The 15,625-nt window shown below is 34.8% G+C and carries 12 protein-coding genes; 5 read left to right on the top strand and 7 right to left on the bottom strand.

Going from position 1 to position 15,625, the window contains the following annotated elements; genetic code table 11:
* The first annotated feature begins 10 nt into the window (after window positions 1-10).
* From OLM57_RS18360 to OLM57_RS18350, 3 genes are all read left to right on the top strand, one after another.
* A complete protein-coding gene (locus OLM57_RS18360) occupies window positions 11-3,463 on the top strand; it encodes a methylmalonyl-CoA mutase family protein (protein ID WP_264565140.1) in 3,453 nt (1,150 codons plus the stop codon).
* A gap of 192 nt (window positions 3,464-3,655) precedes the next feature.
* Window positions 3,656-4,633, top strand: coding sequence for a RhuM family protein (gene rhuM, locus OLM57_RS18355; protein WP_264565139.1), 978 nt, complete (start codon window positions 3,656-3,658; stop codon window positions 4,631-4,633).
* A gap of 30 nt (window positions 4,634-4,663) precedes the next feature.
* The gene (locus OLM57_RS18350; RefSeq protein WP_264565138.1) at window positions 4,664-5,887 is read left to right on the top strand and encodes a hypothetical protein; all 1,224 of its coding nucleotides are present in this window, start codon (window positions 4,664-4,666) and stop codon (window positions 5,885-5,887) included.
* Between the two features lie 19 nt (window positions 5,888-5,906).
* Here the strand turns inward: OLM57_RS18350 and OLM57_RS18345 are convergent, their stop codons facing one another.
* From OLM57_RS18345 to OLM57_RS18325, 5 genes are all read right to left on the bottom strand, one after another.
* A complete protein-coding gene (locus OLM57_RS18345; RefSeq protein WP_264565137.1) occupies window positions 5,907-6,509 on the bottom strand; it encodes a GNAT family N-acetyltransferase in 603 nt (200 codons plus the stop codon).
* Window positions 6,510-6,572: 63 nt separating this feature from the next.
* The gene (locus OLM57_RS18340) at window positions 6,573-6,929 is read right to left on the bottom strand and encodes a hypothetical protein (protein WP_264565136.1); all 357 of its coding nucleotides are present in this window, start codon (window positions 6,927-6,929) and stop codon (window positions 6,573-6,575) included.
* A 62-nt stretch (window positions 6,930-6,991) separates the two neighbouring features.
* Window positions 6,992-8,170 carry an AIR synthase related protein gene (locus OLM57_RS18335; RefSeq protein ID WP_264565135.1) on the bottom strand — a complete coding sequence of 393 codons (1,179 nt, stop codon included), beginning with the start codon at window positions 8,168-8,170 and terminating at the stop codon, window positions 6,992-6,994.
* Between the two features lie 93 nt (window positions 8,171-8,263).
* Window positions 8,264-9,148: an OmpA family protein gene (locus OLM57_RS18330; protein ID WP_264565134.1), complete on the bottom strand. Its 885-nt coding sequence runs from the start codon at window positions 9,146-9,148 to the stop codon at window positions 8,264-8,266.
* Between the two features lie 158 nt (window positions 9,149-9,306).
* Window positions 9,307-11,496 carry a glutamine synthetase III gene (locus tag OLM57_RS18325; RefSeq protein WP_264565133.1) on the bottom strand — a complete coding sequence of 730 codons (2,190 nt, stop codon included), beginning with the start codon at window positions 11,494-11,496 and terminating at the stop codon, window positions 9,307-9,309.
* Window positions 11,497-11,880: 384 nt separating this feature from the next.
* On the opposite strand from OLM57_RS18325, the gene OLM57_RS18320 reads away from it, so the two are divergent.
* Together OLM57_RS18320 and OLM57_RS18315 are read left to right on the top strand one after the other, a co-directional pair.
* Window positions 11,881-12,894: a glutamine synthetase beta-grasp domain-containing protein gene (locus OLM57_RS18320; RefSeq protein WP_264565132.1), complete on the top strand. Its 1,014-nt coding sequence runs from the start codon at window positions 11,881-11,883 to the stop codon at window positions 12,892-12,894.
* A gap of 143 nt (window positions 12,895-13,037) precedes the next feature.
* On the top strand, window positions 13,038-14,003 hold the full coding sequence (locus OLM57_RS18315) for a TerC family protein (protein WP_264565131.1): 966 nt from the start codon (window positions 13,038-13,040) through the stop codon (window positions 14,001-14,003).
* Window positions 14,004-14,080: 77 nt separating this feature from the next.
* Here OLM57_RS18315 and OLM57_RS18310 read toward each other — a convergent pair whose 3' ends face one another.
* Window positions 14,081-14,596, bottom strand: coding sequence for a hypothetical protein (locus OLM57_RS18310; RefSeq protein ID WP_264565130.1), 516 nt, complete (start codon window positions 14,594-14,596; stop codon window positions 14,081-14,083).
* 81 nt (window positions 14,597-14,677) lie between these two features.
* Window positions 14,678-15,547, bottom strand: a complete 870-nt coding sequence (locus OLM57_RS18305) for an alpha/beta hydrolase (RefSeq protein ID WP_264565129.1) — start codon at window positions 15,545-15,547, stop codon at window positions 14,678-14,680.
* Window positions 15,548-15,625: the final 78 nt, after the last annotated feature.

Here is a 15,625-nt window from a genome sequence, read left to right as displayed (position 1 = left end):
TATTCATAAAATGGAATTAGTAAAACCGTATGTCCCTGTCAATAAAGTAAGAATTGTAACTGCCGCATCACTTTTTGATGGTCATGATGCTGCGATTAATATAATGAGAAGGATTATTCAGTCCACAGGAGTTGAGGTAATTCATTTGGGACATGACAGAAGTGTAGAAGAAGTGGTCAATACAGCCATTCAAGAAGATGCCAACGCTATTGCGATGACTTCCTATCAAGGTGGACACAACGAATACTTTAAATACATGTATGATTTGCTTCAGGAAAAAGGAGCGGGTCATATCAAAATTTTCGGTGGAGGTGGAGGAGTAATCCTGCCTTCGGAAATAGCCGAATTGCAAGCTTACGGAATCACACGTATATATGCCCCTGATGATGGTCGTGCGATGGGATTACAAGGGATGATTAATGATTTGGTGCAGCAATCTGATTTTCCTATCGGAGATCAATTAACAAATGAACTGGATTTAATAGAAGCTAAAACCCCTACGGCTATTGCCCGTTTGATTTCGGCAGCCGAGAATTTTCCGGAAATTGCAAAACCATTTTTCGACAAAATTCACGCCAAGAATGAAACCTCAAAAATTCCGGTACTTGGAATCACAGGAACTGGTGGAGCAGGAAAATCATCATTGGTTGACGAATTGGTGCGTCGTTTTTTAATCGATTTCCCGGAAAAAACCATTGGATTGATTTCTGTCGATCCTTCAAAACGTAAAACGGGAGGAGCATTACTTGGAGATAGAATTCGAATGAATGCCATTAATAATTCAAGAGTTTATATGCGTTCGTTGGCGACTCGTCAATCGAATTTGGCTTTGTCAAAATACGTCGCCGAAGCCATTCAGGTTTTAAAAGCAGCAAAATATGATATTATAATCCTTGAAACTTCTGGAATCGGACAATCTGATACCGAGATTATGGATCACTCCGATGTTTCTTTATACGTAATGACACCAGAATTTGGTGCCGCTACCCAGTTAGAAAAAATAGACATGCTTGATTTTGCTGATTTGGTTGCTTTAAATAAATTCGACAAACGTGGTGCTTTGGATGCCATTCGCGATGTAAAAAAACAATACCAACGCAATCACAATCTGTGGGATGTCAATCCAGACGAAATGCCGGTTTATGGAACTATTGCTTCTCAGTTCAATGATCCTGGGATGAATACATTGTACAAATCCATCATGGACAAAATAGTGGAGAAAACTGATTCCGATTTGAAATCAACTTTCCAAATCACTCGTGAAATGAGTGAGAAGATTTTTGTGATTCCGCCACACAGAACCCGTTACTTATCTGAGATTGCCGAAAACAATCGAAAATACGATACTACGGCTTTGAGCCAAGAACAAGTGGCCCAAAAATTATATGGAATATTCAAAACGGTGGAAAGTGTTTCTGGAAAAATTCCGGTAATTACCAAAGCAGGAATTGATGAAGATTCAGTGTTGCCAAGCGCTTTAGAATCCGAAAAACCTGGAATGACCGAGAATAAAATCTTTTTAAATCTTTTGCTGAATCAATTCGATAAAGTAAAAATGGATTTGGATCCGCACAATTGGAAAATGATTTTGACTTGGGACGAAAAAGTCAATAAATATAAAAACCCAGTTTATACGTTTAAAGTTAGGGACAGAGAAATTAAGATGGCAACGCATACCGAGTCACTTTCACATACTCAAATTCCGAAAATTGCATTGCCAAAGTACCAAGCTTGGGGTGATATTTTGCGTTGGTGTTTGCAGGAAAATGTTCCAGGAGAGTTTCCTTTTACGGCAGGATTGTATCCGTTTAAAAGAGAAGGCGAAGATCCATCAAGAATGTTTGCAGGAGAAGGTGGGCCAGAAAGAACCAACAAACGTTTTCATTATGTGAGTGCGGGATTACCAGCTAAAAGACTTTCTACGGCTTTTGACAGCGTGACTTTATACGGAAATGATCCGCACATTCGCCCTGATATTTATGGAAAAATTGGAAATGCAGGAGTTTCTATTTGTTGCTTGGATGATGCCAAAAAATTATACTCCGGTTTTGATTTGGTTCATACCATGACATCGGTAAGTATGACTATCAATGGGCCAGCACCTATGTTGCTTGGGTTTTTCATGAATGCCGCTATCGATCAGCAATGCGAAATTTATATCAAAAAGAATGAACTTATAGATGAAGTTCAAGAGAAAATAAATGAAATCTACAAGAAAAAAGGAGTTGAAAGACCGCATTACCAAGGTGATTTACCCGAAGGAAACAATGGTTTGGGATTATTTCTTTTGGGAGTAACCGGCGATCAGGTATTGCCTTTGGATGTATATAATGAGATTAAGGAAAAAACACTTTCACATGTTCGTGGGACTGTTCAAGCCGATATTCTTAAAGAAGATCAGGCGCAAAACACTTGTATTTTCTCGACTGAATTTGCCTTACGATTGATGGGTGACGTTCAGGAATATTTTATTGCCAAAAATGTAAGGAATTTTTATTCAGTTTCAATTTCAGGATACCATATTGCCGAGGCGGGTGCCAATCCAATTACTCAATTGGCTTTTACACTTTCAAACGGTTTCACTTATGTGGAGTATTACTTAAGCCGCGGAATGGACATCAATGATTTTGGACCAAATTTATCATTCTTTTTCTCGAATGGTGTCGATCCAGAATACGCAGTAATTGGTCGTGTCGCGCGTAAAATTTGGGCGAAAGCCATGAAAATTAAATACGGTGCCAACGAAAGAGCCCAAATGTTGAAATACCATATTCAAACTTCGGGACGTTCTTTGCATGCACAGGAAATTGATTTCAATGATATTCGCACAACCTTGCAAGCGTTGTATGCTATTTATGACAATTGTAATTCCTTGCATACCAATGCTTATGATGAAGCGATTACAACGCCAACCGAAGAATCTGTTCGTAGAGCAATGGCGATTCAGTTGATTATCAACAAGGAACTTGGGCTTGCGAAAAACGAAAATCCTATTCAAGGGGCTTTCATCATTGAAGAGTTAACTGATCTTGTTGAAGCAGCTGTTTTATTAGAATTCGACAGAATTACAGAAAGAGGAGGGGTTCTTGGTGCAATGGAAACGATGTACCAACGTTCTAAAATTCAAGAAGAAAGTTTGTATTATGAAACGTTGAAACATACAGGTGAGTTTCCAATTATTGGGGTGAATACATTCCTAAGTTCCAAAGGTTCTCCAACGGTAATTCCAGCCGAAGTAATTCGTGCCACCGAAGAAGAAAAACAATACCAAATTACAATGTTGAATCATTTGCACCAAGCAAATCAGGATTTAGTGGTTAAACATTTGAATACTTTGCAGGAAGCAGCCATTAAAAACGAAAATCTATTTGAACACTTGATGGAAGCGACTAAAGTTTGTTCGCTGGGGCAAATCACTGAAGCTTTGTTTGAAGTGGGAGGACAATATAGAAGAAATATGTAATTTTTATCAATAAGATTTTTACAAAACACATTTAGTTGACTAATCGTTGACTGAATGTGTTTTTTTGGTTATAGACAAAAAACTTTTGTGAATGTTTAATAGATTCTAATAAATTGTATTTTTAGTATTTTTCTGATTTAAAATATTTTATTTAACTTAGCTAATATCTTTTTTAAATAGTATTTTGTAAAAATGGAAAACCAGATTGAAATATATAAATCGTTAGATAATAAAATTGAGCTAAAAGTAAATCTAGACCAAGACACAGTTTGGCTCAATCGCCAACAATTGGCAGTTCTTTTCGATAGAGATGTTAAAACTATCGGTAAGCATATTAATAATGTATTTAATGATGATGAATTGGATAAAGAATCAGTTGTCGCAAATTTTGCGACAACTGCAACTGATGGGAAAAAATATCAAGTTGACTTCTACAATCTCGATGTAATTATTTCAGTAGGCTATCGCGTAAAATCCAAACAAGGAACTCAATTTCGACAATGGGCCACCCAACGTTTAAAAGATTATTTGGTTAAAGGGTATGTCATAAACGAAAAACGTTTAAAGGAAGCGGAGAATAAGTTTCAAGAATTAAAGCAAGCTGTCTCTTTATTGGAAACTATTGTGAAAACAAAAGTCATTACTGGAGATGAAGCCCATGGTTTATTAAAAGTATTGGGTGATTATGCTTTTGCTTTAGACATATTAGATCAGTACGATCATCAAACTTTACAAATTGAAGAAACAGGTAATAAAGAAGTTTTCAGGATTTCTTATGCCGAAGCCAAAAAAGCAATTGAAGAGTTGAAAACTAAATTCGGAGGGTCGCAGTTGTTTGGCAATGAAAAAGACGATTCTTTCAAAGGTTCGTTGGAAACGATTTACCAAACTTTTGATGGTATCGAATTGTATTCATCAGTTGAAGAAAAAGCAGCTCATCTTTTATATTTTGTAACCAAAAATCATTCTTTTTCAGATGGGAACAAGCGCATCGCCGCTTTTCTGTTTGTATGGTTTTTGGACCGTAATTCATTATTGTATCATAAAGGCAATAAAGTAATAGATGACAATGCCTTGGTAGCATTGACTTTAATGATTGCTGAATCAAAATCGGATGATAAAGATATGATGGTTAAGGTCGTTATTAATTTGATAAACAATAAAAAATAGTATTTCAATTCAATAAAAAATTAGTTCCTAGTGAAAAACGCTTTTTTATACCTTTTTATACTTCTCAATAGTATTTATGGCTATTCTCAAGAAAAGAAATCCTTGCCAAACGGAGTAATTGTCGATTCGGTTAAAGTTGCTAATGCCGTAAAGGAATCCTATGCTGTTTATTTGCCTAAACAATTTAATAAAGAAATGCCTTCTGCTATTGTTTTTATTTTTGATCCTAGTGGAAGAGGAAAAGCTGGGATTGAACCTTTTGTTTTGGCGGCAGAAATCTATAATTATATTTTAGTATGTTCTAATAATTCGAAAAATGGACCAACTGATATCAATATAGGGATAGCAAATCGACTGTTTGATGCGGTATTAGGGGAATACAATATAGATCCTTCGCAACTTTATATTTCTGGATTTTCGGGTGGTGCACGGTTAGCAGGTACAATTGCTGTTTCTTCGGGTGCTTTTCAAGGGGTAATTGCGTGTGGTGCTTCTTTTACCGGAATGGATAAATTTGTGGTGCAGGGAAATAAGTTTTCATATGTGGGTATGGTTGGTGATACCGATATGAATTATCAGGAAATGATTCAAAACGAATCATGGTTAGCAAAAGAAAAAATAAAAAACACTTTATTTATTTTGCATCAAGGTCATACTTGGCCAAGCAAAAAAGAAATGCTCCGTGCTTTTGATTGGCTAGAAATGCAAGCCTATAAAAAGAGCATCAGAAAATTGAACCAAGCCTCTATTGCAAAAATTTACGGTGAAAATTTGAAAATAGCCGACAGCTTAAAGGGAAATAATGAAATGATTTTGGCAATTATGGAATGTCAAAGATGGAATACATTTTTTGATAATCAAGAGAATGAGAAAATAAATGCCGCTATAGCTACAATAAAAAAATCCAAAGAATATACTAGCCAAATTAAACAAAGGGATGAAATAGCAGTTCAAGAAAATAAAATTACCAATTCCATTTTAGATCAATTTGATAAAGAATTGAAAGTTGCTAAAAGTGAAAATGATTTTAAATTTTGGAAAACGGAGTTAAAAAAACTGGATGATAAAAAGATAAAAAGCAATAATAGTAATATTAAAAACATGGTCGTCAGGTTGCAATTTATGATTAAAGCATTGGTTTATGAAACTGCACAAGAATGTAAAAGAAATTTTCAAAACGATAAATTGGCTTATTGCAAAGAGTTGGAAAAAGTGATTCGGTCATTCGATGATGAAAAAACATTCAATAATTAGTACAGTTTAGTTCTAAAAATTACAATTTACTCTTAAGATTTTCTTTTACATCCCCAAACCATTCGTTTTTTAGGATGCTTAAAATAATACTGTCCCTACGAATTTCACTGCCTAAAGTTGGCATGTGGCTTCTCATAACGCCTTCGACTTTGCAGCCTATGCTTTTCATGGCGGCAATACTTCGTTGATTGTTATTATCTGCGCGAAATTCTACGCGTTCCATTCCAAGGGTTTCGAAAGCAAATTGTAATAAAAGATATTTGCAATGTTTATTGAGTCCAGTCCCCCTAAAATTTTTTCCATACCAAGTATAACCCAACTGTATTGTTTTGAAAGCTAAATTAATGTCGTAAAAACGGGTGCTTCCAGCATACTTTCCTGATCTTTTATCGAAAACTATAAAGGGAAATTCGGTATTGTTTTCTTTTGCTTTTAGGGCTAATTGAATGTAGTTTTCCAGATTTTCTCGACCGTTGGCACGCACTAGTGAGTACTCCCAAGTTTCGGGTTCGTTGAGGGAAATATCCAATAGATTTTCAATATCGTTTGCCAGTAAAGGTCTGAGCAAAACGAAATCGTCTTCTAGGATGGTGTTTTGGGAGAATTTTGATGTAGAGTTCATTCTTTTTCGAGCTAATGTATAAATAAAAGATAAATCTCAGGCATGTACGGATAGTTGGATTATCTACTCATACATTTCATCATAACGCTCCGGAATTTGAGGGTCATAAAGCGGACATTTGAACTCGGCCATAGTATCTACGATTAAGTTCATGGTTTTGCCTTCGGTACCATAACAATCTATTTTGATACTTTGGGGAGTGGTTTTGATATGAAAAGCGCCTTTCCCGTTTGTGTTTTTCCAACTATTTTTATCTACTTTTTCCCATTTTGAAAACACGGTATTGAATCTATTCATAATCACTTCAATGGGAAGTATTTCCAAACCTTCGACTTCTTTTTGCTCATCGATGGCTTCGTACACTTCGTGGTGGTTCAAATAAATTTCGTCCAGGTATTTCCAAAAAAGTAATTCGTACATTTTAAAAAAGTTTAATTGTTTAAATTGTTGAATCGTTAAACCAATAACGATTCAACAAATTTTTAATATTCGAAAGTACCGTATTCGCTGGTAATTGTAAGTTTTTTATCGGTCGAAGCTTCAACTCTACCCACAATTTGTGCTTCTACATTGAATGATTTTGAGATGGCAATAATATCTTGCGCAATGGCTTCCGGCACATAAACTTCCATACGGTGTCCACAATTGAATACTTGATACATTTCTTTCCAATCAGTTTTGGATTGTTCTTGAATCAGTTGAAATAATGGTGGAACTGGAAATAAATTGTCTTTTATAATATGTAGATTTTGTACAAAATGCAAGATTTTGGTTTGTGCTCCACCGCTGCAATGTACCATTCCATGAATATCATTCGAGTTATATTTGTCTAAAATTTTCTTGATAATTGGAGCATAAGTTCTTGTTGGAGAAAGCACCAATTGTCCTGCATCTATCGGAGAATTGGCCACGGCATCGGTCAATTTTACTTGTCCCGAATAAATAAGTTCATTAGGAACTGCCGCATCAAAACTTTCTGGGTATTTGGTTGCCAAATATTTCTCGAAAACATCGTGACGCGCAGAGGTCAATCCGTTGCTTCCCATTCCGCCGTTGTAACTTTTTTCATAAGTGGCTTGACCAAAAGAGGCCATTCCTACTATAACATCACCTGCTTTAATATTGGCATTATCGATTACTTTTGATCGTTTCATTCTGGCCGTCACGGTTGAATCAACAATTATGGTTCTTACGATATCACCTACATCGGCAGTTTCTCCACCGGTAGAATGTATCGTTACACCAAAGGAGTCCAATTCTTTTATAAGCTCTTCGGTTCCATTGATAATAGCAGATAAAACTTCGCCCGGAATAAGGTTTTTATTTCTGCCAATGGTCGATGAAAGTAAAATGTTATCAGTAGCCCCCACACACAATAAATCATCAATATTCATGATTAAAGCATCTTGGGCAATGCCTTTCCAAACGGATATATCGCCAGTTTCTTTCCAGTACATGTACGCCAATGAAGATTTTGTTCCGGCACCATCTGCATGCATAATAAGGCAATATTCTTCGTCTTGTGTTAAATAATCGGGAACTATTTTACAGAAAGCTTGAGGAAATAATCCTTTGTCAATATTTTTTATGGCGTTATGAACATCTTCTTTGGATGCCGAAACACCGCGCTGTGCATATCTTTTTGAAGTATCTGAACTCATTTTTTTGTTGTGTGGATGTGTGGCAAAGATAATTTTAATGTGACAATTATACAATTATAAAATTGATCAATATCAGTTAATTGATATATTTCATTAATTGGCAATAATTTCAATCTCGACTCTGCGGTTGGCTTCCCGTTCTTCCTCTGTTTTTTCGGGTATGGGAAATAAGGGTTTGTCACTTCCATAACCTACAAAAGTCATTCTGCTTTTGTCAATACCATAAAATTCAAGGAACTTGTAAATAGCTTTGGCTCGTTGCGTAGCCAGATCTCGTACATCTTTGCTCACACAACAGATATGCCCCTGAATTTGAATTTTCATTTCCGGATAGCTATTCAAAACAGTCAATAATTCAAACATTTTCGCTCTCGATTGTGGCATAACTGCAAAAGTATTGATGTAAAAATTCATATTTTCCAATTTAAGTTTTTCTCCCACTTTGGCTAAACTTATTTTCCTCATAAACAGCGTATCCATTTTTATTTCGGTAACAGATCCGTCGGGATTTTCTATACTTGCATTTTCTGGAAATTGGACTATAGTTACTTTCTTTTTTTCTACTTTTTCTTTTGTTTCTGCAATAATTTCCTCTTCATGTTCAAAATCTTTTGGTTGAATGTAAAAGAGTATTACTTTTCTATTTTCGGCTTTTATTTTTGATATCGTATGTAGTTTTCCGAAATTTCTTGTCTTGAAATCTTCTCTAAATTTTACTTTATCTTTTAAAATATTAAAAATACAATCAATTCTTTTTTTAGCCAAAGTATCATTATAACCTACAGAGCCTTCTTCATCACAATAGCCATAAACACCTATAATCTTAACTTCTTTATTTGCAACTATCCATTGGCTGAGTTTTTTTGCTTCTTCTTTGTTTAAAGCAGATTTATTGCTGTCAAAAAAAAACGAAACCTGCTCCTGTGCAAATGTGCAAGAGCCGATTAAACAAAATAAAAAGGAGATAAATAGCTTCATAAAAGGCTTTGTTTTCTCAAATTTACAATAAAACTAAACTTGTTTGTTTTTATTCAAAAAATAAACACTAAAAAGCCCTTCTATTTCTTAAGCTTTAAGAAACGGAAAGGCTTTTTAACTTGACTTCTCAAAATTCTTTTCTAAATCATGAAAATATTTTATTTAGTCAATAATAGTTCTCTATATTTTGTTAATGTCCAAAGTTCATTATCTACTAGTAATTCCAGCTTGTCACAGTGGTTTCTAATGATTTCAAAATAGGGTTTTACATGATTGCAGTACGCTTCGGCCATTGCTTGAACATTTGTTAAATTATTTGCCTTCTTTCTTTCTTCAGTCATCTCTTCCACTTTAGAATTGATACCTTCAATATGACCAGAAATCTCTTTTATCAAAATGATTTGCTCCTTGGCAATGGACTCAAAATCTGATCCAAATATATCTTTCAATCCTTTTACATTTTCGATTAAGGTGTTTTGGTACTTAATAGCAGTAGGAATTACGTGATTTTTTGAGATATCGCCCAATACTCTGCCTTCAATCTGGATTTTTTTGGTGTATTCTTCCAATTCAATTTCGTAACGCGCTTCGACTTCGATATGGTTCATAATTCCCATTTCGGCAAACAAATCGATGGCTTGTTTGGAAGCTCTGGCTTTCAAGGCTTCTGGAGTAGTTTTAAAATTGCTCAACCCTCTCTTTGCAGCTTCTTTTTGCCAAGCCTCGCTGTAACCGTCGCCTTCGAAAAGAACTTTTTTGGACACTTTGATATATTCTCTCAAAACATTGAAAATTGCATCATCTTTCTTCATGTCTTTTGATTCGATTAAATCATCTACAGCAATTTTAAAATCTTTGAGTTGTTTTGCGACAATTGTATTCAAGGTTGTCATCGCATTCGAACAGTTTGCAGATGAACCAACCGCTCTAAATTCAAATTTATTTCCGGTAAAAGCAAATGGGGAAGTTCTATTTCTATCCGTATTATCCAAAAGTACGTCTGGAATTTTGCCTACAACATTTAGTTTCAGGTCTGTTTTTTCTTCGGGAGATAATTTACCGGTAGAAACACCTTCTAATTCGGCCAATACTTTAGTCAATTGTTCTCCTATGAACACGGAGATAATCGCCGGTGGTGCTTCATTGGCGCCCAATCGATGATCATTGCTTGCAGTTGCTATAGAGCCTCTTAACAAAGCTTCGTAATCATTTACAGCTTTTATTGTATTGATGAAGAAAGTTAAAAACTGCAAATTAGTCATCGGTGTTTTGCTTGGACTCAACAAGTTTACTCCCGTATCTGTAGCCAATGACCAGTTGTTGTGTTTTCCGGATCCATTTACTCCTTTGAAAGGTTTTTCGTGAAGCAATACTTTCAAGTCATGGCGCTCGGCCACTTTTTGCATAATATCCATCAATAAACAGTTGTGATCTACTGCTAAATTGGTTTCTTCAAAAATAGGGGCAAACTCAAATTGATTGGGTGCCACCTCGTTATGACGTGTTTTTACAGGTATTCCAAGCAACATACATTCTTGTTCCAAATCTCTCATATAAGTTAATGCACGAGTAGGTATAGAACCAAAATAATGATCATCGAGTTGTTGTCCTTTGGCAGATGTATGTCCCAACAAAGTTCTTCCAGTCATAACAATATCCGGACGGGAGTTGGCCAACGATTTGTCAATCAGGAAATATTCTTGTTCCCAGCCAAGTGTAGCGGTTACTTTTTTGACATTTTTATCAAAATATTTGCAAACTTCGGTGGCAGCATCATCCATAGCCGACAAAGCTCTCAACAATGGAATTTTATTGTCCAGTGCTTCTCCTGTATAGGATATAAAAATAGTTGGAATACACAAAGTGGTTCCAAATATAAATGCTGGCGAGGTTGGGTCCCAAGCAGTATAGCCTCGAGCTTCGAATGTATTTCTAATTCCGCCGTTGGGGAAACTAGATGCATCCGGTTCCTGTTGTACCAACTGAGCGCCACCAAATTTTTCTAATGGATCGCTTCCGTCATAAGAAGTTTCAAAAAAAGCATCATGTTTTTCTGCCGTAGTTCCTGTAAGTGGCTGAAACCAGTGGGTATAATGCGTTACGCCTTTGGATAAAGCCCATTCTTTCATTCCCATGGCGATATAATCAGCCAGTTTTCTGTCTATTTTGGTTCCGTGTTGAACCGCACCTTGCACTCCTTTAAAAGCATCCGAAGTTAAATACTGCTTCATGGCTTTATCATTGAATACATTTGCCCCAAAAAGCACTGATTTTCTACCTGACTCTTGAAAATCTACTAACTTTCTGTTTGAAGCTTCTTTTAAAGCTTGAAAACGAATTGATGACATATGATAAATCTTAAAATTAATAATCTATTGAATAAAACATATACAAATATAAACCATTCCCTGAAGAAATTAATCAATGAATTTATTTATATCTAATACATAAACCCTTCAGGTGTAGTGATAAAAAAATTGCTCTAACAGCTTGATTTTAAAATTATAGTAATAAAAATCTTAACTTATATTTAATGTGAAAAAATAAGTAATTACGAATTTAATTATTATAAACCTCTAAAATTAGATATTTTCAACTATACCCCCTTGCAAAATGCAGTAATGTTAAAAATTAATTAGACCCAAATAAAAACTACCCCCTAATTTTACGACACAATTAAATTATTTTATATTTGCATCAGAAAAAAAATCAAAAAACAAATTTATAAAATTATGGCTAAAATTAAATTAGAGTATATCTGGTTAGACGGATACGAACCTACGCAAAATTTAAGAAGTAAAACTAAAGTTGAAGAACACGAAAACTTCAAAGGTACATTGGCAGAAATAGGAAACTGGTCTTTTGACGGTTCATCAACAAAACAAGCTGAAGGTGGATCTTCTGACTGTTTACTTGTACCTGTTGCTATCTATCCAGATCCTACACGTATTAATGGATATTTAGTGATGACAGAAGTTATGTTTGCTGATGGTGCTCCACACCCATCTAATGGTAGATCTACTATTGATGATGATGGTGATTTCTGGTTTGGTTTCGAACAAGAATATTTTATAATGGACACTAAAACTTTACTACCATTAGGATTCCCTATTGGAGGTTACCCTGCTCCACAAGGAATGTACTACTGTTCAGTAGGTGGAAAAAATACACATGGAAGAAAATTAGTTGAAGAGCATGCCGATTTATGTATTGCTGCTGGACTTAACTTTGAAGGAATTAATCAAGAAGTTGCTTGTGGTCAATGGGAATTTCAATTATTCGCTAAAGGCGCTAAAAAAGCAGGTGATGAAATCTGGGTTGCTAGATACTTATTAGATCGTTTGACTGAAAAATATGGTTACTATATTGAATACCACCCAAAACCACTAGGAGATACAGACTGGAATGGTTCAGGTATGCATGCTAACTTCTCTAACGAAGTTTTAAGAACTTGTGGAGACAAAGCAACTTATGACAAAATATGTGAAGCTTTCCGTCCGGTAGTTGAAGAGCACATTGCTGTTTACGGAGCTTTCAACGAGCAACGTTTAACAGGTAAACACGAAACTGCATCTATTCACGATTTCTCTTATGGAGTATCCGATAGAGGAGCTTCAATCAGAATTCCATTGTACACTGTACAACATGGTTGGAAAGGATATCTTGAAGATAGAAGACCAGCTTCTAATGGTGATCCATATAAAATTGCAGCAAGAATTATCAAAACTGTAAAATCAGCTTTGTAAATTTTATCTTTTATATATCTAAAAGTGCTTTCGTAAATGAAAGCACTTTTTTTTGTCAAATAAATAATAGTAACTTTATTCAAAAACAGCATAATTTAAAAAAGCAAAAAGTACATTTGTAGAAACGAACAAACAAAACAATTATGGTAGTATGGATCTCATTTATTGTGTTGATATTTATATTTTTAGCATTAGACTTAGGAGTATTTAACAAAACACCACATATTATAAGTACCAAAGAAGCAAGTAAATGGACTGCCATTTGGTTTTCATTATCGATGTTATTTTCTGGTGTAATATATTGGCTTTATTCAACAGATTTTGTTGCAAATCCAGATAAGTTGAAACCAGGTGTTGCCACCATGAAATTTATTACTGGTTACTTAATTGAATTATCGTTAAGTATTGACAATATCTTTGTAATAGCTTTAATTTTTGCTTCATTCAAAATTTCAAAAAAATACCAACATCGTGTTTTGTTTTGGGGTATTTTGGGAGCTATCATTTTTCGTGGGTTAATGATATTCTTTGGTGTTTTACTAATTCATAAATTTAGTTGGGCTACTTATCTGTTTGGTGGTTTTTTATTATTTACAGCCATAAAAATGTTGTTTACCAAAGATGAAGAAGAATTTAATCCCAAAAAATCTCTGGTTTATAGACTTTTAGGTAAGATTGTGCCCATTTCAACAGAGACTCACAAAGAACATTTTTTTATAAAAACTGAAAAAGGAAATGCCGCAACACCTCTATTTGTCGCATTAATAGTTATTGAAGTTATGGATGTGGTTTTTGCCGTAGATAGTGTTCCCGCGATTCTGGCCATCACATCTGATCCTTTTATTGTATTCAGTTCTAATATTTTTGCAATTTTAGGTCTGCGTTCTTTATACTTTTTCCTTGCCAATATGTTGGAAAAATTCAGTCATTTGGAATATAGCCTGATTGCTATTTTGAGTTTTGTAGGCCTAAAAATGTTACTTCATGATTTTATAGAAGTTCCAGAATGGGCATCTTTGAGTTTTATAGCTTTGACCCTAATTATAGGTGTAGTTGTTTCTTTGAAAATCAGTAAAAATGAAAAGGGATCTGAAGAAGTGGAGTTATAAAGCCATATTTAAATTTGCAAGTATAAAAAAAAAGGAAATCGAGAGATTTCCTTTTTTTTTATACTTGCAAATTTATTTTATAAATCAATTTTTTTAACTTGACTTTCACTTATTTTTAAAACAGACATCACCTCATTATAATTATTCTTATTTACAGAACCAATTAAGTCATTAGGAACGATTACGACTCTAAAAGTTTGACTTTTAATAAACAGGCTGCCTGCTAAATTAAAAGTAGCATTGGCACTAATCACATAATCCTTTGAGGTAAAATCAAAATCATAATATATATCTTCTCCATTGTCTAAATAAATCGTAGTTGGAATAAGTTGCCAAACAGGTAAACTTGGATTTGAATTATTGCTTAATCGATAAACCAAAATAGTATCAGTCCCATAAAGATCAATTCCCACCTCATTTTTAAAAGTATTTGAGACTGAATAAAAATTATCAGTAACTCTAAAAAGATCTTGATTTACAATCTCAAAAGCTGACGGAAGCGGCGCATCTTGCCCAGGAGGTCCTTCTGGTCCAGTGCATCCCTGAAATCCAAACATCCCTACAACGGCCAAAAGTATCATTATTTTTTTCATAATATTTTTTTTTAAGTTCTATAAAGGTATTTCAAAAATCAGACCAAAAAAAATATTTCGTCGAATTTCCTTGAAAACAATTTAGTTAATGACTAAAACACCATTGCTTTTTAAAATTTTACTAAAAAAAAGTACTTGATACGGCAATGCATTTTCCCAATATTCCCAAGTGTGAGCACCTGGACGTTCGGTATAATCGTGCGGAACTTTGCTGTATACAAGTCGTCTGTGTAATTCTCTATTTGGTTCAATAAGAAAATCATCTACGCCACAATCCATAATCAATCCCAGTTTATTGATTTTCATTTTTTCGACCATATTCAGCACTGCGTGCGAAGCATAGACTTCTTGAGACGCGCCTTCAACCCCAAAAACGGGTTCCATCAATTTGGTGGTTCTATCTTTGGATTCGGGATTAAGCATACTGCCCATATCTACCGCTCCACTCATACTGCCGGCTGCGCAAAACAGTTCGGGATGTTTTGCAGAAAGGTACAATGCGCCATGACCTCCCATAGAAAGTCCAGCAATAACGCGCCCTTTCTTGTCATTTACGGTTCGGTAGGTTCTGTCAATTTTCTGGATGACTTCTTCGGTTATATAGGTTTCAAACTGACTTCCTTTGTTTACAGGACTATTGAGATAAAAACTAAAGGTTTCTCCTTCTGGCATTACAATTATAATATTATACTGATCGGCTAAATTTTTGACAGTATTTTTATCAGGAGTACTTGATAACCAATCTTTGTAGTGCCCGTAAGCGCCATGTAGCAAATAGAGTACCGGATAAACCGATTTTCCCTTTGCATAAGAATTTGGCAGTACCACAGCAGCTTTATATGTTTTATTCATTGCAATACTTGGAATTTGCAAAGTATCTACAGTTGCGGCAAAAGAGAAGATTGTATTGCCTAGTAGAAATGCAATACAGACTAATAGAAGTTTTTTCATAATATTCGATTATTTTAATGAAATGTAAATATACGATTTCAAAAAATAAGAACGGTTTGCCCAACGTTGTAGATTACG

The sequence above is a fragment of the Flavobacterium sp. N3904 genome (genome assembly GCF_025947305.1).
Classification (GTDB): Bacteria; Bacteroidota; Bacteroidia; order Flavobacteriales; family Flavobacteriaceae; genus Flavobacterium.
This window is presented reverse-complemented; position numbering and strand designations above follow the sequence as displayed.

Coding starts and splice junctions, on each gene's coding strand:
- OLM57_RS18360 (WP_264565140.1), top strand. CDS start 11: ATGGAATTAGTAAAACCGTATGTCCCTGTCAATAAAGTAAGAATTGTA.
- rhuM (WP_264565139.1), top strand. CDS start 3,656: ATGGAAAACCAGATTGAAATATATAAATCGTTAGATAATAAAATTGAG.
- OLM57_RS18345 (WP_264565137.1), bottom strand. CDS start 6,509: ATGAACTCTACATCAAAATTCTCCCAAAACACCATCCTAGAAGACGAT.
- OLM57_RS18340 (WP_264565136.1), bottom strand. CDS start 6,929: ATGTACGAATTACTTTTTTGGAAATACCTGGACGAAATTTATTTGAAC.
- OLM57_RS18335 (WP_264565135.1), bottom strand. CDS start 8,170: ATGAGTTCAGATACTTCAAAAAGATATGCACAGCGCGGTGTTTCGGCA.
- OLM57_RS18330 (WP_264565134.1), bottom strand. CDS start 9,148: ATGAAGCTATTTATCTCCTTTTTATTTTGTTTAATCGGCTCTTGCACA.
- OLM57_RS18325 (WP_264565133.1), bottom strand. CDS start 11,496: ATGTCATCAATTCGTTTTCAAGCTTTAAAAGAAGCTTCAAACAGAAAG.
- OLM57_RS18320 (WP_264565132.1), top strand. CDS start 11,881: ATGGCTAAAATTAAATTAGAGTATATCTGGTTAGACGGATACGAACCT.
- OLM57_RS18315 (WP_264565131.1), top strand. CDS start 13,038: ATGGTAGTATGGATCTCATTTATTGTGTTGATATTTATATTTTTAGCA.
- OLM57_RS18310 (WP_264565130.1), bottom strand. CDS start 14,596: ATGAAAAAAATAATGATACTTTTGGCCGTTGTAGGGATGTTTGGATTT.
- OLM57_RS18305 (WP_264565129.1), bottom strand. CDS start 15,547: ATGAAAAAACTTCTATTAGTCTGTATTGCATTTCTACTAGGCAATACA.